This window comes from Paracidovorax wautersii (assembly GCF_031453675.1).
Taxonomy (GTDB): Bacteria; Pseudomonadota; Gammaproteobacteria; order Burkholderiales; family Burkholderiaceae_C; genus Paracidovorax.
Window position 1 is genome coordinate 2,382,648 of the sequence record NZ_JAVIZX010000001.1, and the last position, 18,194, is coordinate 2,400,841.

Annotated in this window: 15 protein-coding genes; 5 read left to right on the forward strand and 10 right to left on the reverse strand. The window is 67.0% G+C overall.

What is annotated here, in order from left to right; translation table 11 throughout:
• The first annotated feature begins 131 nt into the window (after window positions 1-131).
• From aroB to QE399_RS10790, 4 genes are all read left to right on the forward strand, one after another.
• Window positions 132-1,220: a 3-dehydroquinate synthase gene (aroB, locus tag QE399_RS10775; protein WP_309828631.1), complete on the forward strand. Its 1,089-nt coding sequence runs from the start codon at window positions 132-134 to the stop codon at window positions 1,218-1,220.
• Between the two features lie 57 nt (window positions 1,221-1,277).
• Window positions 1,278-2,450, forward strand: coding sequence for a deoxyguanosinetriphosphate triphosphohydrolase (locus QE399_RS10780; protein ID WP_309828633.1), 1,173 nt, complete (start codon window positions 1,278-1,280; stop codon window positions 2,448-2,450).
• 151 nt (window positions 2,451-2,601) lie between these two features.
• On the forward strand, window positions 2,602-3,237 hold the full coding sequence (locus QE399_RS10785) for a DUF1415 domain-containing protein (RefSeq protein ID WP_309828635.1): 636 nt from the start codon (window positions 2,602-2,604) through the stop codon (window positions 3,235-3,237).
• Window positions 3,234-4,187 (forward strand): class I SAM-dependent methyltransferase, encoded by a 954-nt coding sequence (locus QE399_RS10790; protein ID WP_405043509.1) that lies wholly within the window; start codon window positions 3,234-3,236, stop codon window positions 4,185-4,187. Before QE399_RS10785 ends, QE399_RS10790 begins: the two co-directional genes overlap by 4 nt.
• A gap of 36 nt (window positions 4,188-4,223) precedes the next feature.
• Here the strand turns inward: QE399_RS10790 and QE399_RS10795 are convergent, their stop codons facing one another.
• The 8 genes from QE399_RS10795 to QE399_RS10830 all read right to left on the reverse strand — a co-directional run bounded on the left by QE399_RS10795 (window position 4,224) and on the right by QE399_RS10830 (window position 14,953).
• The gene (locus QE399_RS10795) at window positions 4,224-5,969 is read right to left on the reverse strand and encodes a bifunctional protein-serine/threonine kinase/phosphatase (RefSeq protein WP_309828638.1); all 1,746 of its coding nucleotides are present in this window, start codon (window positions 5,967-5,969) and stop codon (window positions 4,224-4,226) included.
• A 40-nt stretch (window positions 5,970-6,009) separates the two neighbouring features.
• Entirely contained in the window at window positions 6,010-6,822 is an 813-nt protein-coding gene (locus QE399_RS10800; RefSeq protein ID WP_309828639.1) for a formate/nitrite transporter family protein, read from the reverse strand.
• A gap of 305 nt (window positions 6,823-7,127) precedes the next feature.
• On the reverse strand, window positions 7,128-8,471 hold the full coding sequence (locus QE399_RS10805; protein ID WP_309828640.1) for a nitrate- and nitrite sensing domain-containing protein: 1,344 nt from the start codon (window positions 8,469-8,471) through the stop codon (window positions 7,128-7,130).
• Window positions 8,472-8,558: 87 nt separating this feature from the next.
• Window positions 8,559-8,912, reverse strand: a complete 354-nt coding sequence (gene nirD, locus QE399_RS10810) for a nitrite reductase small subunit NirD (RefSeq protein WP_309828642.1) — start codon at window positions 8,910-8,912, stop codon at window positions 8,559-8,561.
• A 23-nt stretch (window positions 8,913-8,935) separates the two neighbouring features.
• The gene (nirB, locus tag QE399_RS10815; RefSeq protein WP_309828644.1) at window positions 8,936-11,467 is read right to left on the reverse strand and encodes a nitrite reductase large subunit NirB; all 2,532 of its coding nucleotides are present in this window, start codon (window positions 11,465-11,467) and stop codon (window positions 8,936-8,938) included.
• Between the two features lie 432 nt (window positions 11,468-11,899).
• Window positions 11,900-12,889: an SdiA-regulated domain-containing protein gene (locus QE399_RS10820; RefSeq protein WP_309828646.1), complete on the reverse strand. Its 990-nt coding sequence runs from the start codon at window positions 12,887-12,889 to the stop codon at window positions 11,900-11,902.
• Window positions 12,890-12,942: 53 nt separating this feature from the next.
• Complete coding sequence (locus tag QE399_RS10825; protein ID WP_309828648.1) at window positions 12,943-14,247, reverse strand: tryptophan--tRNA ligase; 1,305 nt, start codon at window positions 14,245-14,247, stop codon at window positions 12,943-12,945.
• Between the two features lie 37 nt (window positions 14,248-14,284).
• Window positions 14,285-14,953: a site-2 protease family protein gene (locus QE399_RS10830; RefSeq protein WP_309828649.1), complete on the reverse strand. Its 669-nt coding sequence runs from the start codon at window positions 14,951-14,953 to the stop codon at window positions 14,285-14,287.
• A 159-nt stretch (window positions 14,954-15,112) separates the two neighbouring features.
• Between QE399_RS10830 and QE399_RS10835 the strand changes: the two genes are divergently transcribed.
• Entirely contained in the window at window positions 15,113-16,315 is a 1,203-nt protein-coding gene (locus QE399_RS10835; RefSeq protein WP_309828650.1) for a methyl-accepting chemotaxis protein, read from the forward strand.
• Between the two features lie 48 nt (window positions 16,316-16,363).
• Here the strand turns inward: QE399_RS10835 and QE399_RS10840 are convergent, their stop codons facing one another.
• Window positions 16,364-16,999: an L-threonylcarbamoyladenylate synthase gene (locus tag QE399_RS10840; protein WP_309828653.1), complete on the reverse strand. Its 636-nt coding sequence runs from the start codon at window positions 16,997-16,999 to the stop codon at window positions 16,364-16,366.
• A gap of 10 nt (window positions 17,000-17,009) precedes the next feature.
• Entirely contained in the window at window positions 17,010-17,873 is an 864-nt protein-coding gene (locus QE399_RS10845; protein WP_309828655.1) for a 3',5'-nucleoside bisphosphate phosphatase, read from the reverse strand.
• Between the last annotated feature and the right edge of the window lie 321 nt (window positions 17,874-18,194).

Genomic DNA, 18,194 nt, shown 5'->3' on the forward strand with positions numbered 1-18,194 from the left:
TTCGACCTGTCGTTCCATAGATAATTCAAGGGCGGGTGGCGCAGGCCACCCGCCCTTTGTCTTTGGCCTATGGTCATCACCGTGCGCCACCGGGTGGGCGCCGAAATGCGTTGCAGGAAGCACTTGAATCTATGAGTTTGGAGATTGCACTCGGTGACCGGTCCTACCAGATCGCCATTGGCTCGTCGCTCCTTTCGTCAGTGGAGTCGTTCATCCAGGTGCCGCGGTCCCATGCAGCCGTCGTTGTGACCAACGATACCGTAGGGCCTTTGTGGGGCGAGAGGCTGTCTACAACGCTGCAGGGCATCCACCGCGTGGTGCACCGCGTCGAGCTGCCGGATGGCGAGCAGTACAAGGACTGGCAGCAGCTGAATCTGATCTTCGACGCGCTGCTGAAGCACGGTTGTGACCGCAAAACCGTGCTGTATGCGCTGGGTGGCGGCGTAGTCGGCGATATGACGGGCTTTGCCGCTGCGTCCTATATGCGTGGCGTACCGTTCGTGCAGGTACCGACGACGCTATTAGCCCAGGTGGACTCCTCCGTCGGCGGCAAGACGGCCATCAACCATCCGCTGGGCAAGAACATGATCGGCGCGTTCTATCAGCCGCGCCTGGTGGTGTGCGATCTCGACACCTTGTCCACTCTGCCGGACCGCGAGGTCTCGGCCGGGTTGGCTGAGGTCATCAAGTACGGGCCTATTTTCGACATGGCGTTCATGGCCTGGTTGGAAGAGTCCATGGATGCTCTGCGGGCGCGCGATATCGGCGCTTTGGCCTACGCAGTGCGGCGCAGTTGCGAGATCAAAGCCGAGGTGGTCAGCGGCGATGAGCGTGAAATGGGTCTGCGGGCGATTCTCAATTTCGGACACACCTTCGGCCATGCCATCGAAGCAGGCATGGGATATGGCCAGTGGCTGCACGGCGAGGGCGTTGCTGCAGGCATGGTGATGGCAGCAGAGCTGTCCAGACGCCTGGGCGGCGTGGATGAAGAGTTTGTGGCGCGCCTTCGGCGCCTCATCGAGCGGGCGGGACTGCCCGTCAAGGGGGCGGTCATCGATGCGAACGACAACGCCGGGCGCTACCTCGAACTGATGCGGATCGACAAGAAGTCGGAAGCGGGAGAGATCCGCTTCGTCCTGATCGACGGGCCGGGGAGCGCCGTTGTGCGCCCCGCTCCCGACGCGATGGTACGTGAGGTCATTGATATCTGTTGTGCGTAATTGCTATATTTATGATAGCTATTGACGCTTTGTAGTGGGGCGTTAGAGGCTTTTTTGATGAGTAACTGCGATCTGGCCCCTTACGCATGCCACCCGGGCCAGTCCCGTGGCCGCAGACATGCTGTGCCATCGGCGCCCACGCGGACGGAGTACCAGCGAGACCGGGACCGCATCGTGCACTCCACGGCGTTTCGGAGGCTCGTCTACAAGACCCAGGTTTTTCTGAACCATGAGGGCGATCTGTTCCGGACGCGGCTGACCCACTCGCTCGAGGTGGCACAACTGGGGCGGTCTGTAGCACGCACCTTGCGCATCAATGAGGATCTTGTCGAGGCCATCTCGCTGGCCCACGACTTGGGGCACACGCCGTTCGGACACGCGGGCCAGGACGCGCTCAACGAGTGCATGACCGACTACGGAGGATTCGAGCACAACCTGCAGAGCCTGCGGGTGGTGGATCTGCTGGAGGAGCGCTATCCGGACTACGATGGCCTCAATCTCACATTCGAGACCCGTGAAGGCATTCTCAAGCACTGCTCCAGGGCGCACGCGCAGGCCTTGGAACAACAGGAGCCACACGGCGTCGGCGAGCGGTTTTTGCTGCGGCAGCAGCCGAGCCTTGAGGCGCAACTGTGCAACCTGGCTGATGAAATCGCCTACAACGCCCATGACATCGACGACGGGGTGCGCTCGGGCCTCATTACGCTCGAGCAACTGCAACAGGTCGCTTTGTTCGAGCATTACCGGCGGCAGGTGCTGGCCGATCATCCCGGTCTGGATCAGCCCCAGCATTCGCGGCGGCTGCTGAGCGAGGCGATCCGGCGGATGTTGAGCGCGCAGGTGTATGACGTCATCGACGCCACCCGGGAGGCCATTGATGGATGTACGCCAGAGTCCCTTGCGGATATTCGCGACGCGGGTGTCGTTCTCGTACGGTTCAGCGAGCCCATGCGTCAGCAATCGCAGGAGCTGAAGAGATTTCTCTTTCGCAATTTGTACCGGCATCCGCAGGTGATGCAGACCACGGCGCGGGCGCAGCAGATCGTCCGTGATCTGTTTGCCGTGTACATGCAGACCCCGGCGGAAATGCTGGGCGCCCATGGCGCCAAGGCGGAATGCGGAGAGGCCATGGACCGCGCCAGGACGGTGGCCGACTTCATCGCTGGCATGACCGATCGTTTTGCCGCCCGCGAACACGAGCGCCTCACCGGAGAGCGTTTGCTGAGCTGATCGGGGTTGGGCCGCACGGCGTTGGCGCAAGCAGGCCTGCCAAGCGTCCTTGATGCTTTCGGATCTCGTGGGCCTCGGCGAGGAGTCGGGGGAGTGCGTCGCGGGCCCGGCGAATAAAATGGGCGCCCACCCTGCCTTTGCTTCCCAACCCATGATCCAAGAACTTTCCGGCGCCGTCGCTGGCTCCGCGCATGCGCGCGACACCATCGTGCAGGACACCGTCCGCTGGCTGGAGCGGGCCGTGATCGGACTCAACCTCTGCCCCTTTGCCAAAGGCGTACATGCCAAGGGCCAGATCCACTACGTCGTCAGTGCGGCCACCGATGCGCGTGAGTTGGTTGGGGATCTGCAGCATGAGTTGGAAGCCTTGGCTGAGATCTCCGCTGAGAAACGCGACACGACCCTGTTGATCGTGCCGGGCTGCATGGAAGACTTCTTGGACTTCAACGATTTCCTGGCGCTGGCCGATGAGTTGGTGGAGGCCATGGACCTGGGGGGCATTCTGCAGGTCGCATCGTTCCATCCGCAGTTCCAGTTCGACGGTACGGACGTGGACGATGTGACCAACTGCACCAACCGGGCGCCGTATCCCACGTTGCACCTGCTGCGCGAGGACAGCATCGACCGGGCTGTGGAAGTGTTTCCTGAAGCCGAGGCGATCTTCGAACGCAACATGGAGGTGCTCGAAGAACTGGGCAGCGACGGCTGGGCTGCCCTGGAGGTGGGACCGCGCTGCCCCGTGCATCCGCCGGGTGCGGCAGCGGGTGGCTTGGGGCCGCAGCCATGAAGGCCGCGCGGCGGCAGTCTGCGACGGGCCACAGTGCAAAGGCGGCAGCCGGGGGTGGGAGCGCCGAGGCAGCCTTGCTGGACGAACTGCGCCCGGGCCAGTCGCTGGAGCTGCTCAAGGAACTGCACATCCTGACCCGCGAAGGGCGGCTCAACCAAGACTCGCGCCGCAAGCTCAAGCAGGTCTACCACCTGTTCCAGTTCATCGAACCCCTGCTGTCGGACCTTGCCGGCGCCGGCAGCGATGGCGGGCGGGGTCCGACCCTGGCGGACCATGGCGCAGGCAAGTCGTACCTGGGCTTCATTCTCTACGACCTGTATTTCAAGGCGCTTGGACATGGCCACATCTACGGCATAGAAACGCGGGCCGAACTGGTGGACAAGTCGCGCGCACTGGCCGAGCGGCTGGGCTTTGGGCGGATGTCGTTTTTGAACCTGTCGGTGGCAGAGTCCACCGGTGCGTCCGAGCTCCCGGCACAGATCGATGTGGTCACGGCGCTGCACGCCTGCGATACCGCCACCGATGATGCGATCGCCTTCGGGCTGCAGAAGCGGGCGAAGGCCATGGTGTTGGTACCTTGCTGTCAGGCCGAGGTGGCCGCCTGCCTGCGACAGGGAAAGGCGTTGCAACTGGCGCGCACGCCGCTGGCGGAGCTGTGGCGGCACCCGCTGCACACGCGCGAGCTGGGCAGCCAGATCACCAATGTGCTGCGCTGCCTGCATCTGGAGGCCTCTGGCTACCAGGTCACGGTGACCGAACTGGTGGGCTGGGAGCACAGCATGAAGAACGAGCTGATCATCGCCCGCTACACCGGCCAGAAAAAGCGCAGTGCGGCGCAGCGGCTGGAGGCGATCTTGGCGGAGTTCGGCTTGGTGGATTCACTCGCCGGGCGCTTCGGACTGGTTTTGGAGGCAACGCCGGCCACCCACGTCGAGCCTCCTCCGGTCTGAGTGTGGGAGCGCCTGCGCTTTCCCCTAAGGGCTTCTTCAGGTGCCGCTGCGGCTCAGCAGCGCGAGCAAGACGCACACTGCCAGTGCCAGAACCGCCGATATCGCCTGCCAGAACGCCACCGGGTTGCGCTCCGCCAGCGGAGGCGCCACCCGCCGGTGCTGGAAGGTCGGTCCGGGGGACTGCAGGTCGTGGGCCAGCTCGGACACGGCCTGCTGCCTGCGCGCCGGATCGGGGTGGAGTGCTTTCTGCAGCACGCCGTCCAGCCATCCAGGCAGATCCGGTCGATGGTGCCGCAAGGGCACATAACGCAGGCGCCGCAGGTCCGCGGCGCCGCGCAGCTGCGTGGGTTGCAAGCCATAGGGCAGTTGGCCGGTGAGCATTTGATAGCACAGCACCGCGAGCGAGAAGAGGTCCGATCGCTCGTCGCCGCCCCGGTCGAGAAAGTACTCTGGCGCGGTGTATTGCAGCGTTCCCATCAGCGCACGGGCGCGCACCTCTTCACCGGATTCGACCAATCCCGCGACGTGGGTGGACGCCAGATCGATAAGGCGCGCCGTACCGGACGGGTCGATCATGACGTTGGCGGGCCGTAAGTCCTGGTGCAGCATTTCGCGGCGGTGCAGTGCATGCAGTCCTGCCGCGATTTGCAGTGCCAGGGACCGTACGCTGACCAGGTCCGGCCGAGGGTGGTCCACCATCCATTGCGCCAGCGTCTGGCCTTCGATGTATTCCATGGCCACGAACAAATGGGTGCGCGGTCGGTCCGCCACATGGGCCCGAACGACGTGCGGGCTGTCCACGCGACGGGCCACCCATTCGTCAAGCAGAAAGCGGTCGAGGTAGCCGGCGTCATCCCGCCGGTCCACGGCAGGCGTCTTCAACGCGACCTGGATCCCCGTCGCCTCATCGATCGCCAGGTAAACATGGCTGCGCGGGCTCACATGCAACTCGCGCACGATGGCATAGCCCTCGAAAACCGAGCGTGGCGCCAGCGGGCCGGGCAGCCGCATGCCGTCGCGCTGAAGCGAAGCCTGCAAGCCGGCTTCCTGGGGCAGGGTGTCGATGCGCAGCAGTTGCACCGTGATGTCATCCGTGCTGCCGCGGGTTCGGGCGAGGCGCGCGAGCGCCGCGGCCGCCGCATCCAAATCGTCGGCGTGCGCAGCCAGCGCCGCACTGACGGCCTCGGCATCCAGAAAGGCATGGGCGCCATCGGTCGCCAGCAGATAGACCTCGCCGGCCTCTGCTTCCCAGGCCGCGTAGTCGATCTCCAAATGTGCCGCCACACCCAGGGCGCGGGCGAGGTAGGACTCGCTGGAGGACACCTGCACCCGGTGGTCCTCGGTCAGCTGTTCCAGCGCACGCGTGTGCACCCGGAAGACGCGCCCATCGCCCACATGCAGCAGATGCAGCTGCCGCCCCTTGAGCAGCAGGGCGCTGAATGTGCAGACGTAGCCGCAGTCCTTGTTGAACCGTGCGTCGCCGCGCTGGTTCTGCGCATGCAGCCAGGAGTTGGTGGCCTGCAGCACGCGCTGCGCGGCCCGCCGCACGGACCACGCCTCGGAGGTGGCGAAATAGTCGTCGAGAAAGCTGCGCACCGCGGCCGCGCTGGCCACCTGGCTCACCGGGCTGGAGCCGATGCCGTCGGCCATCGCCACCGCCAGCCCTTTGCTGGTGCGCAGATAGCCATCGGGTACGCGCGCGCCATGGAAGTCCTGGTTGGTGCCGCCTTCCTTGCCGAGGGAGCATTGCCCCAGAGAAACCTGCGGAAGGGGGGCATTCATAGGAGCGGCAGGCAGCGGCGCGGGCCGGCGGGGCTGCTGATCAGCGGACGGGCCGCTTCGGCGCCGTCTTGTAGTGCGTGGAGTACAGCGTCGCGCCCACGAAGGTCAGGCCACCGACCAGGTTGCCCAGCACCGTGGGGATTTCGTTCCAGATGATGTAGTCCATCAGGGTGAATTGCCCGCCCAGCATCAGGCCGGTGGGGAACAGGAACATGTTCACGATCGAATGCTCGAAACCCATGTAGAAGAACACGGTGATGGGCATCCACATGCCGATGGTCTTGCCCGACACGCTGGTGGACATCATGGCGGCCACCACGCCCGTGGACACCATCCAGTTACACATCACGGCGCGCACGAAGAGCGTGAGCATGCCGGAGGCGCCGTGGGCCGAGTAGCCCAGCGTACGGCCTTCACCGATGTGACCCAGTTTCTGCCCGATGGCGTTGGGGGCCTCGCTGAAGCCGAAGGTGAAGATGATGGCCATGAACACGGCCACGGTCAGCGCACCGGCGAAGTTGCCGCAGAACACCAGGCCCCAATTGCGCAGCACGCCCTTCCAGGTGGCGCCCGGCCGCTTGTCGATCACCGCCAGCGGCGCCAGCGTGAACACCCCGGTCAGCAGGTCGAAGCCCAGCAGGTACAGCATGACGAAACCAACCGGGAACAGCAGGGCACCCAGCAGCGGGTTGCCCGTGTTGACGGTGACGCTCACGGCGAACGCCGCGGCCAGGGAAAGGATGGCCCCCGCCATGTAGGAGCGGATCAGCGTGTCGCGGGTGGACATGAGCAGCTTGGATTCGCCGGCATCGACCATCTTGGTGACGAATTCGGCGGGTGCGAGATAGGCCATGGGGCACTCCTTGGGAGCCTGCCTTGGCAGCTCCCGAAAATGAGAACGACGAAAACAAAAAAGCGTCCACCGGCGCAACCCGCAGGGGTTGCAGCGCAGTTGGACGCCTTTATCCAGGAGAGGGGAGACCAGAATTCGGTCAGGGCCCTGGCGGACCCGTGCTCCTGCCGCCTTTAGCCGGAGCTGCAATCACCTTGCAGATTCCATGCCACGCGCTCCGCGGTGGTGCATGAGCTCGGGCAGCCGACAAGGCACGGAAACGGGGCGGCGGGCCCGCAGGTGGTGCGTGGCTGCACTGCGTTGGATCAGGAGGCGGAGCGCGGAGGCTGCGCGGCGGCCAAATGCGCAAAGGCGAGATCGGGCAGCGCGAGCGTGGCTTCCGCCACCTCCAGCAGCCGCCGGTTCTGGTCCATGGACGTCTTCTGCAGCGCCCGGAACGCGGCTTCTTCGGTCATGCCCAGCCGGGACATTAAGGCGCCTTTGGCCCGTTCGATCACCCGGCGTTCGTTGAGCGTGCGGCGCACGGATTCCAGCTCGGCTTCGGTGCGTGCCAACTGGGCAGCCTGCGACTGCAGCAGCTCCAGCAGCGAAGTCGCGCCGGCCGTGTCGGAACCCGCTGCGGCAGTGCCGGCCGCGACGGCGAGCGTGGGTGCGCCATGGGAGGCCTGGGCGCTGCCGAAGAATCGCTCCACCGCATGCATGTGCGGCGGCGGGTTGTCGTGCAGTCCGCGCAGTAACCCCTCCGAGTCCTGCAGGGCTTGCTGCGCCTGCTGGATATGGGCCGCGCACTCCGCGCGGAGCCGGGCGACCAGTTCGGCCTCGTATTCGCCCAGCGCGGCGATGCGCTCGCTGGTCACGGTGAACCAGTCATCGCTGAGCGCGCTGTCGATGGGCGCGCCTGCCCGGGCCGTGAACAGCACACGGCGCAGGCGCTCCAGCCGCGCGGTGCCGGGGGCCAACTGCAGGCGGTCCCACTGCTCGCGCAGCGCGGTGTCGGAAAAGTCGGCGAACACCTTCAGGCCCCGTTCCTGCGCCTCGATGAGGTGCACGACGCGTTCCTGCTGCACGGCATCGCTGGCGCCCGAGGCGAACAGCTGCGCCCCCACGGCGCGTTCCTGACCAGCGGCTTCCTTGCTCTGCACCAGGTGCAGCAGCGATACCAGCATCCGGGACGCGCTGGGCAGCAGGGCGGCATCGGCCACATGCGAGATCAGCTCCACCATGCCGGCGATCAGCCGGCTGAGAGCCGTGACCGCATCGTGGGCGCTGCTCTGGCGGCGCTCGAAGCGCTCGCGCAAACCGTCGAGCGCGTCCAGTCCGATCCAGGTCAGTGCCATCAGCGACAGCATGTTGGCCGTGCTGCCCTGAGGTGCCTGGGCCTGCGCGGTGAAGGCCGCTTGCAGGCGTTGCCCTGCCGCGCGGGACTGTGCCACTGCGCCTTCGCGCACCTGCGCAAAGCGCTGCCCTTCGGAGGCCAGGTAGATGCTGGTGGCGCCTCGCTCATGCTGCAGCGCATGGATGCACTGGCGGATGGCGTCCACGCATTCGATGCGATCTGCCAGCTGGCGTGCGGCGTCGATCTCCCGCTGTTTGGCCTGCAGCACCAACCGTGCAGCAGAAGGCGAGGTGGAGGAGCGGGCGGCAGGCATGGTGTTGGCGGAACGGCGGCGAGGCCATCCAGTGTAAGGAGTCCGAGCGCCCTTACAGGGCCTACGCCATGCGCCCCTGCAATGCGTTCAGGTGCACGCGACGTAGACGCGGCCTTCTTCCACGCGCACGGGGTGCGCACCGACCGAGTGTTCGGGGGCCTCCACGCATTCGCCCGTGCGCAGATCGAAGTGGTTCTTGTACAGCGGCGAGGCGACGACGATGCGCTCGCCAAGGCTGCCCACCAGCCCTCGGGACAGCACGCTGGCCTGCGACTTGGGGTCCACGTTGTCGATGGCGAACCACTGCGCGGCTCCCACGCGGAACACGGCGACGTGGCGTCCTTCCACGAGGGCACAGACGCCCGTGTCGGGCAGGACATCGTCCACCATGCAGACGGAAGACCAAGGGGCGGCGGCGGTAGAAGAGGAGGAGAGGTCCATGGGGGTGTCCTGGCTTGGCGTGGTCATGCGGGCTCCGCCACGGCTGCGGTGCCGGTGCGTTCCTCCGGACGCGCGGGGCGGATCTGACCGCGTTCCTGCACGAACATGATGCGCTGGTCTCCCTGGCTGCTGTTGACGAAGGTGCGGAAGCGCTGGCGCACCGCCGGGTCGGTCACCGCGGTCTTCCATTCGCATTGGTAGGTATCGACCACATGCTGCATCTGCTGCTCCAGCTCATCGGCCAGACGCAGGCTGTCGTGGAGCAGGACGTCCTTCAGGTAATCCAGCCCGCCCTCGAGGCCTTCGCGCCAGGTGCTGGTGCGCTGCAGCCGGTCGGCCGTGCGCACATAGAACATGAGGAAGCGGTCGATCAGGCGTACGAGCTGCTCCTTGTCCAGATCGCTGGCCAGCAACTCGGCGTGGCGCGGCTTCATGCCGCCATTGCCGCACACGTAGAGGTTCCAGCCCTTTTCCGTGGCGATCACGCCCACGTCCTTGCCCTGTGCCTCGGCACACTCGCGGGTGCAGCCCGACACGCCGAACTTGATCTTGTGCGGCGCGCGCAGTCCCTTGTAGCGGTTCTCCAGTTCAACCGCCAGGCCCACGCTGTCCTGCACGCCGTAGCGGCACCAGGTGGAGCCGACGCAGCTCTTCACCGTGCGCAGCGACTTGCCATAAGCGTGCCCCGACTCGAATCCGGCAGCGATAAGCTCCTCCCAGATCAGCGGCAGTTGCTCGAGCCGGGCGCCGAACATGTCGACGCGCGCCCCGCCCGTGACCTTGGTGTACAGGCCGTATTTCTTGGCTACCTGGCCCACAGCGATGAGGCCGTCGGGAGTGACCTCGCCGCCGGGCATGCGCGGCACCACGGAGTAGGTGCCATCCTTCTGGATGTTGCCCAGGTAGTAATCGTTGCTGTCCTGCAGGGAGGCCAGCTCGCGCTTGAGCACGAACTCGTTCCAACATGAAGCGAAGATGCTGGCCGCCAGCGGCTTGCAGATGTCGCAGCCCAAGCCCTTGCCGTGCTGTGCCAACAGGTCCCCAAAGCTCTTGATCTGGCCTACGCGGACCAGGTGGTACAGCTCCTGGCGGGAGTACGGGAAGTGTTCGCACACATGGTTGTTCACCGCCATGCCGCGCTTGGCCATCTCGGCCTTCATCACCTGCGTGACCAGGGGCACGCAGCCGCCGCAGGTGGCGCCGGCCTTGGTGCACGCCTTCATGTCGGCGATCGTGCACACGCCGTCTCCCACCGCCGCACAGATCTGGCCTTTGCTGACGCTGTTGCACGAGCAGATCTGGGCGCCATCGGGCAGGGCATCCACGCCCAGGCCGGGTTTGGCCTTCCCGTCGCTGGACGGTAGGATCAGGAACTCCGGCTCTTCCGGCAGCACGATGCCGTTGAGCGCCATCTGCAGCAGCGTGCCGTATTCCGCGGCGTCGCCCACCAGCACGGCGCCGAGCAGCCGCTTGCCATCGTCGCTGACCACGATCTTCTTGTAGATCTGCTTGCGCTCGTCGATGTACTGGTAGTTGCGACAGTGCGGCGTGCGCCCCTGCGCGTCGCCGATGCTGGCGACGTCCACGCCCATCAGCTTGAGCTTGGTGCTCATGTCGGCACCCCCGAAGCTTGCGCCGGCGTCGCCGGCGATGTGCCGGGCCGCCACGCGAGCCATGTCGTAGCCGGGCGCCACCAGGCCGAAGGTCTGGTCGTTCCACGACGCGCACTCGCCGATGGCGTACACATTGCGGTCGCTGGTGCGGCAGTGCTCGTCGATGGCCACGCCTCCGCGCGGGCCGATGGCCAGCGCGCACTGGCGCGCCAGCGCGTCCTGGGGCCGGATGCCGGCGGAGAACACGATCATGTCGGCCTCCAGGTGGGTGCCGTCGGCGAACACCATGCGGTGCCGGGCCATGGCGCCATCGGTGATCTCGACCGTGTTGCGGCTGGTGTGCACGTGGACGCCCAGCGCTTCGATCTTGTCCTTGAGCACGCGGCCTCCGCCGTCGTCGACCTGCACCGTCATCAGGCGCGGGGCAAACTCCACCACATGGGTTTCCAGTCCCAGGTCGCGCAGTGCCTTGGCGCATTCCAGCCCCAGCAGCCCGCCGCCCACGACCACGCCGGTGCGTGATTTCGCTCCCGACGCCTGCATGGCTTCCAGGTTCTCGATGGTGCGGTAGACGAAGCAGTGAGGGCGCTCTCGCCCGGGCACGGGCGGCACGAAGGGCACCGATCCGGTGGCCAGCACCAGCTTGTCGTAATGCAGCACCTCGCCGTCGGCCGTGGTGACGGTGTGGTTGCGCCGTTCGATGGCCACGGCGCGTGCCCCCAGGCGCAGGGTGAAGCCGGTGCGCTCGAAGAACCCGGGCTCGACCAGCGACAGGTCATCGGCCGTCTTGCCGGCAAAGAATTCGGAGAGGTGCACCCGGTCGTAGGCGGGGCGGGGCTCTTCGCACAGCACCGTGACGTCGGCCTGCGCGAGCCCGAGCTCGTGGAGTTGCTCGAGAAACTTGTGGCCTACCATGCCGTGGCCAATCACAACGATCTTCATGTCGGATTCCTGTGCACGCCGGCCTGCCCGGCGCGCAGCGCAACCGAGGATCACGTCGTGAATAGGTTGGAACAACCGGGCTGCCAGCGTGGGGGCTTTCAGCTCGCTCGGGTTCCGCCGTCATTAGCGGAGTCATCAACCGCCACCGGCAACGACACCAGTGGATTGCAGGGTGTCTTGCAAGCTTCGTGCCCGGATCGATCGGGGAGTGCCTTGGCTGGGGCGCTGTGGGCGGCGTCCGCATGCTCCACGTCTGTGCAGTCCGTGCGGGCCTGACCGCGCCAACTTGGGGCACCGCACAGCGCCTGTCCGGTCAAGGCCGCGGCGGTGCGTCTGAATCGGCTTCTGCCGCACTGCTGCGGGCCGGGCCGGACGGGGCTGGCGGTTGCCGCCGGCGGTGCTGGCCCCGGTGATCCCGCACTGCAGTCGATCTCAGCGCGGGGGCGGCGGCCGCAGCCGGTAGAACAGGTTGGGCTCGCTGACGAGGTAGATGCCGCCTTGCGGGTCGATGGCGATGCCTTCGGCCTGTGGGACCGCGCCCTCTTGTGCCAGCCAGTCGGAGAGCGCGATGCGACCCAGGAAGCGGCCTTGCTCGTCGAGTTCGACCAGTGACTGCGATTCATCGCTGAGCAGCAGCAGGTGGCCCGTGCGGGGATCGACTTCGGCCGACGACAGGTCGGTACCCACGACCGCATCCGACGCGACCCAGTCGCTGAGGTTCTCCACCGCGATCGACTGCGTGCCACTCGGTGACTGCCGCGCCATGCCGGAGATGCGGTACAGCGCCCGGGGCGAATGTTCCTTGGCGACATACAGGTAGTCGTGGCGCGCGTCATACGCGAGGCCTTCGAAGCCCTGGTTGCCCGTCGTCAGGCCCGGCTTTTCAGGCGTCTGCAGGGACAGGCGCAGCGCCGTGGCGTGCCGCAGGTCCATGGGGGCGTCCGCCGTTTCCGGCAATTGTGCAAACAGAATGCGGCTGCGGCCCTCTTCCACCAGTGCGATGCGGCCGGCTCCGAGGTAGGCGACCCCCTCCACGTCGGCGGCATGCTGCAGGGCGTGCCGGGATTGCACGCTGCCGTCCTGCGACAGGCGCAACAGCGTCGCGGGCCGGTTGACGACCGCGATGAGTTGCTGGCGATCCGGGTCGAAGGCCAGGCCGGACAGATTGCGGCCCACGCCTGCGACCTGAATGGCACGCTCCAGCGCATACCCCTGCAGCGTGAGGCCATCATGGCCGGCCGGTGTCACGGGGGCCTGCTGGCCTAGGTGGCTGAACCAGGCGTAGAGGCGGGTGTCCAGGTGGTGGAAACGGATGGCGATGAAGGTGGCGTAGCCGACGGCCGCCAGCACGACGAGGGTGAACGTCCAGCGGAGCATGTGCTGGAGGCAGGACTGGAGGAAGGTGCGGCTGGTGAGTGGCATGGCGGTCGGGGGCTGCAGCGTGCACAGGCCGGCGCCGCCGGCCTGCCGCAGGGTCAGGCGTCGGCAGCAGCCCGCAGCGCGTCCAGCGCCCGGGCTACGTCGTCAGGGGTCACGCCTTCCACAGGCGCGAGCCTGTCGGCCAGCGCTGCCAGCGCATCGGGCTCCTTCTGCAGGCGGCCGATGGCCTGGCCGGCCTCCTTCGGGGCGCCGAAGCCCGTGCTCTGCAGCAGCATCCTGCCGTCGGCGGCCACCAGCTTGAAGTAGAACTGCCCATCGGCTTCGCGGTACTGCTTGAACACAGGCAGCGCGGCCTTGCCGCCCTTAGCGGCAGACGGCGCGCCGGCGGCCTGGGTGCGCAGGCTGCGCAGGCCGACAGCCGTCCGCAGCTCTTGCGTGAACGGGGTGGCGAGCGCCCGGGCACGTGCTGCGCCGGCCAGCAGGATGTCTTCGATCTGGCCGGGGTCGGCCATCAGCGCCTCGTAGCGTTCGCGCATGGGGGCGATCAGCTGGTCCACGCGCTCGAAGAGGATCTGCTTGGCATCACCCCAGGCGATGCCGGCGGCGTACTGCTGGCGGAGGGCTTCGGTCTCGGCCTCGGTCGCGAACGCCTGGTAGATCTGGAACAGTGCGGAGCCCTCGGTGTCCTTGGGCTCTCCGGGGGCCTTGGAATCGGTCAGCAGGCCCATGATGAGCTTGCGCAACTGCTCGCGCGGCGTGAACAGCGGGATGGTGTTGTTGTAGCTCTTGCTCATCTTGCGGCCATCCAGTCCGGGCAGGAGCGCCACATGCTCGTCGATGGCGGCCTCGGGCAGCACGAAATGCTCGCCGTACAGGTGATTGAAGCTGGACGCCATGTCGCGCGCCATCTCGATGTGCTGCACCTGGTCGCGGCCCACCGGCACCTTGTGGGCCTTGAACATCAGGATGTCGGCACCCATGAGCACGGGGTACATGAACAGGCCGGCGGTCACGCCGTCGTCCGCCTCACGGCCGGCTTCGGCATTCTTGTCCTGCGATGCCTTGTAGGCATGCGCGCGGTTGAGCAGGCCCTTGCCCGTCACGCACGACAGCAGCCAGTTCAGCTCCGGGATCTCGGGAATGTCGGACTGGCGGTAGAAGACCACATGCGCCGGGTCGAGGCCTGCGGCCAGCCAACTGGCCGCGATTTCCAGCGTGGAGCGCTGGATGCGCACCGGGTCTTCGCACTTGATGAGCGCGTGGTAGTCCGCCAGGAAATAGAAGCTCTGCACACCGGCCCGCCGGCTGGCCTCGACCGACGGGCGGATGGACCCGACGAAGTTGCCCAGGTGGGGGGTTCCGGTGGTGGTGATGCCGGTGAGAAAGCGCGTGGTGCTCATGGGAACGACGTGACGGTAAGCGAAGCGAAGAAGGCGGTCAGCCCAGGAGGGCCGTGAGCGGCGTCAGCAGCAGATTGATGATGCTGTAGCCCAGCGACATCAGCGGCCGCAGCCACAGGGTGCCGACGATGCCGGCGACGACCAGCGCCAGCACGATGAAGAAGCCGAACGGCTCGATGCGGGACACCCACTGCGCCTGCTTCCAGGGCAGCAGGCCCACCAGAATGCGGCCGCCATCGAGCGGAGGCAGCGGAAACAGGTTGAAGGCCCACATCACCAGGTTCACCAGGATGCCGGCGCGTGCCATTTCCATGAAGAACCGCTCGTCCACGCCGAAGCCGACCAGTGCGATGAGGAAGATGGCCCAGAGAATAGCCTGGAAGAAGTTGGAAGCGGGACCTGCCAGCGCCACCCAGACCATGTCGCGCTTGGGGTTGCGCAGGTGGCCGAAGTTCACCGGCACCGGCTTGGCATACCCGAACAGGAAGGCGCCCGACGTGGCGAAGTACAGCAGCACCGGCATCAGGATGGTGCCTACCGGGTCGATGTGCTTGAGCGGGTTGAGCGTGATGCGTCCCATCATCAGCGCGGTGTTGTCGCCGAAATGGCGAGCGGCGTACCCGTGTGCGGCCTCGTGCACCGTGATGGCGAACAGCACCGGCAGGGCGTAGATGAGAACGGTTTGAATGAGATTGGAAAGGTCCACTGCCGGATTGTCTCAGAGGCCGCGTTGCGTAGCCGGCACAGGGCAGGGCAATCCCCGGAGACAGGGGCGCGGGAGGCAGGTTAGGATGCATTTGTTGCCAATTGCAACATTTGGGACGCCCAGGGCGTCCTGCACACGGAAACGGCAGGAGACAGATCCATGGCTTGGGATGGTTTGAGGACGGGAACGCGCCTTGTCCTGGCATTTGGTGTGCTGGCGTTGCTGGTGGGGCTGTTGATGGGCGTGGGGGTCTCCGACATCGGTCGGGCGCAGGACGCACACCGTGGCGCGATGCAGGCGGCAGCAGCCCTGCCCGACGCTGCCCTGCGGGCGCCCATCGAGCGCGCCGTTGCCTCGGCGGATGCCGAACTCTCCAGCATGCGTGCCTGGCTGCTGGGCCTGGGCTGCGCGATCTTTCTCGTGGCGGGGGCGGCCTTCGTGCTGCTGCGCCGGGGCATCGTCACCCCGCTGGACCAGGCCATCCTGATCGCTGAAACCGTGGCGGCCGGAGACCTGAGCCAGGAGTTCAGCTCCGAGCTGAAGGGCGACTTCGGGCGGCTGCTGGGCGCGCTGGGCACCATGGAGGACACGCTGACCGAACTGGTCTCCCGCATCAAGCAGTCCACCGATGCCATCGGCGCGAGCGCGGGTGAGATCGACGCCGGCAACGGCGACCTGGAGCGCCGCACTGGCGAACAGGTGGCCTCCTTGGCCGAGACGGCCCAGAGCATGGAGCAGCTCACGGCCACGGTGCGCCAGAACGCAGACCGGGCCCAGTCGGCCAGCGGCCTGGCGGTGCAGGCCTCGGGCACGGCCGAGCGGGGGGGCGCCGTGGTCGGCCAGGTGGTGCAGACCATGCAGGCCATCAGCGGCAGCTCCCACAAGATCGTGGACATCATCCAGGTGATCGAGGGCATCGCCTTCCAGACCAACATCCTGGCGCTGAACGCCGCGGTGGAAGCCGCGCGCGCTGGTGAGCAGGGCCGGGGGTTTGCGGTGGTGGCCTCGGAGGTGCGCAGTCTGGCGCAGCGCAGCGCCGTGGCCGCGCGCGAGATCAAGGGCCTGATCGACGCCTCGGTCGAGCAGGTGCGCAGCGGTGCGGGTCTGGTGGACGAGGCGGGCCGCACCATGCAGGACATCGTGACCGCGGTGGGGCAGGTCAGCGGCCTGCTGGGCGAGATCTCCCACGCGCTGCATGCGCAAAGCGACGGCATCGTGCAGGTGAACCAGTCCGTCGCCCAGATGGACGGCACCACCCAGCAGAACGCCGCCCTGGTGCAGCAGGCGTCGCGGGCGGCCGCGGCCCTCAACGAGCGCGCGCAGGATCTGCAGCGCGCGGTGGGCGCCTTCAAGCTCGATTGAAAGGCGCGGCAGCGGCGCGCTGAAGACCCGCTTGCTGCCGGCCGGGGGCTACAGCCCCAGCGCGGCCAGGCTGCCGCGGCCCTGGCGTACGACCGTGGGTTCGCCGCCGCTTTCCATGGGCGTCAGGTCCACCACGGTGGTGGGCTCCAGGGGGCAGGCGCCCGCATCGACCACGGCGTCAATGAGCTTCTCGTACCGGGCGCGGATGTCCTGCGGATCGTTCAGCGGCTCGGACTCGCCCGCCGGGATGAGCGTCGTGGCCAGCAGCGGCGCGCCCAGCAGTTCCAGTAGCAGTTGCAGGCCTTTGCGGTCCGGAACGCGCAGGCCGATGGTCTTGCGCTGCGGGTGGCTCACGCGGCGCGGCACTTCCTTGGTCGCGTCCAGGATGAAGGTGTACGGCCCCGGCGTGGCCAGCTTGAGCAGGCGGTACTGGCGGTTGTCCACGCGCGCGTAGCTCGACAGCTCGGACAGGTCGCGGCACAGCAGCGTCAGATGGTGCTTCTCGTCCACCTGGCGGATGCGGCGCAGCCGGTCCACGGCGTCCTTGTCGTCCAGTTGGCAGACCAGCGCGTAGCTGGAGTCGGTGGGCACGGCCAGCACGGCGCCTTGCTTGAGTAGCGCGGCCGCCTGCTTGAGCAAGCGGGGCTGGGGATTGTCGGGGTGGACTTCGAAGTACTGTGCCATTACAGGGTGGTCAGGGTGCGGGCCGGATGCGGTCCGCCAGCAGCTCCCACACCGGCGTCAGGTCGGCCGGCAGCGGCGGGAGCGTGCCCAGGTCCACGTGGGATTCGTCCGGGCTGTGGAAGTCGCTGCCCCGCGATGCTGCCAGGCCGAACTCGCGTGCCATGTCGGCGTAGGTGCCGTATTCGGACGGTGCATGGCTGCCGGTGACGACTTCCACACCGCGGCCGCCGTGCTGCTTGAATTCGGAGAAGAGGGCGAACTCTTCGTTGGCGCTGAACTTGTAGCGCGCCGGGTGGGCGATCACGGCCATGCCGCCGGCCTCGGTCACCCAGCGCACGGCGTCGCCCAGCGCGGCCCAGCGGTGGGGCACGTAGCCGGGCTTGCCTTCGGTGAGGTAGCGGCGGAAGACTTCGGAAGTGTCGCGGCATGCGCCGGTTTCGACCAGGAAGCGCGCGAAGTGCGTGCGGGAGATGAGTTCGGGGTTGCCGGCATAGCGCAGCGCGCCCTCGAACGCGCCGCGGATGCCGACCAGCGCCAGCTGCTGCGCCATTTCCTGGGCCCGCTGGCCCCGGCCACCACGGGTCTGGGCCAGGCCGTCCGCCAACTGGGCGTCGTCCGGGTCGAATCCCAGGCCCACGATGTGGACGGTGGTGCCCGCAAAGGTGACCGAGATCTCCGTGCCGGTGAGGTACTGCATGCCTTGCGCCGCCGCAGCGGCTGCAGCCCGGTGCTGACCGCCGATCTCGTCGTGGTCGGTCAGCGCCCACAGCTGCACACCGTTGCCCCGGGCGCGCTCGGCGAGCTGCTCGGGCGTGAGCGTCCCGTCGGACACGACGGAGTGGCAGTGGAGGTCGGCGTTCAGGGTGGTGGGCACTGGACCATTGTAGAAGCGTCGCGCGCGTGCAGCGCCCGCCCCGTGGTTGACACCGTTTGCAAGGGGGGCAAAGGCGCCAAAGGGCAACCCGGGGCATCTTGGACGCACCGTGGCTGCGGCGTTCCGACGCCGTCTTTCGGCCCCGCCGCGTTCTGGGCGCCATGCCTACGCGCCTGCCGGCTCCGCCCGCGGCACGGCCGGTGGGGCAAACGCGCTGCCTGCCTGCCTGCACGCCCGGGTCACCGCATCGGTGGCCGGGAGCCAGGGCCCAGATGGCTGTCAGTGTTTGCTATTTAATTAATAGCTTTTTGCGCTGATTGC

Bases quoted from the DNA above. Each gene is read 5' to 3' on its own strand.
- aroB (WP_309828631.1), top strand. From the start codon at position 132: ATGAGTTTGGAGATTGCACTCGGTGACCGGTCCTACCAGATCGCCATT.
- QE399_RS10780 (WP_309828633.1), top strand. From the start codon at position 1,278: ATGAGTAACTGCGATCTGGCCCCTTACGCATGCCACCCGGGCCAGTCC.
- QE399_RS10785 (WP_309828635.1), top strand. From the start codon at position 2,602: ATGATCCAAGAACTTTCCGGCGCCGTCGCTGGCTCCGCGCATGCGCGC.
- QE399_RS10790 (WP_405043509.1), top strand. From the start codon at position 3,234: ATGAAGGCCGCGCGGCGGCAGTCTGCGACGGGCCACAGTGCAAAGGCG.
- QE399_RS10795 (WP_309828638.1), bottom strand. From the start codon at position 5,969: ATGAATGCCCCCCTTCCGCAGGTTTCTCTGGGGCAATGCTCCCTCGGC.
- QE399_RS10800 (WP_309828639.1), bottom strand. From the start codon at position 6,822: ATGGCCTATCTCGCACCCGCCGAATTCGTCACCAAGATGGTCGATGCC.
- QE399_RS10805 (WP_309828640.1), bottom strand. From the start codon at position 8,471: ATGCCTGCCGCCCGCTCCTCCACCTCGCCTTCTGCTGCACGGTTGGTG.
- nirD (WP_309828642.1), bottom strand. From the start codon at position 8,912: ATGGACCTCTCCTCCTCTTCTACCGCCGCCGCCCCTTGGTCTTCCGTC.
- nirB (WP_309828644.1), bottom strand. From the start codon at position 11,467: ATGAAGATCGTTGTGATTGGCCACGGCATGGTAGGCCACAAGTTTCTC.
- QE399_RS10820 (WP_309828646.1), bottom strand. From the start codon at position 12,889: ATGCCACTCACCAGCCGCACCTTCCTCCAGTCCTGCCTCCAGCACATG.
- QE399_RS10825 (WP_309828648.1), bottom strand. From the start codon at position 14,247: ATGAGCACCACGCGCTTTCTCACCGGCATCACCACCACCGGAACCCCC.
- QE399_RS10835 (WP_309828650.1), top strand. From the start codon at position 15,113: ATGGCTTGGGATGGTTTGAGGACGGGAACGCGCCTTGTCCTGGCATTT.
- QE399_RS10840 (WP_309828653.1), bottom strand. From the start codon at position 16,999: ATGGCACAGTACTTCGAAGTCCACCCCGACAATCCCCAGCCCCGCTTG.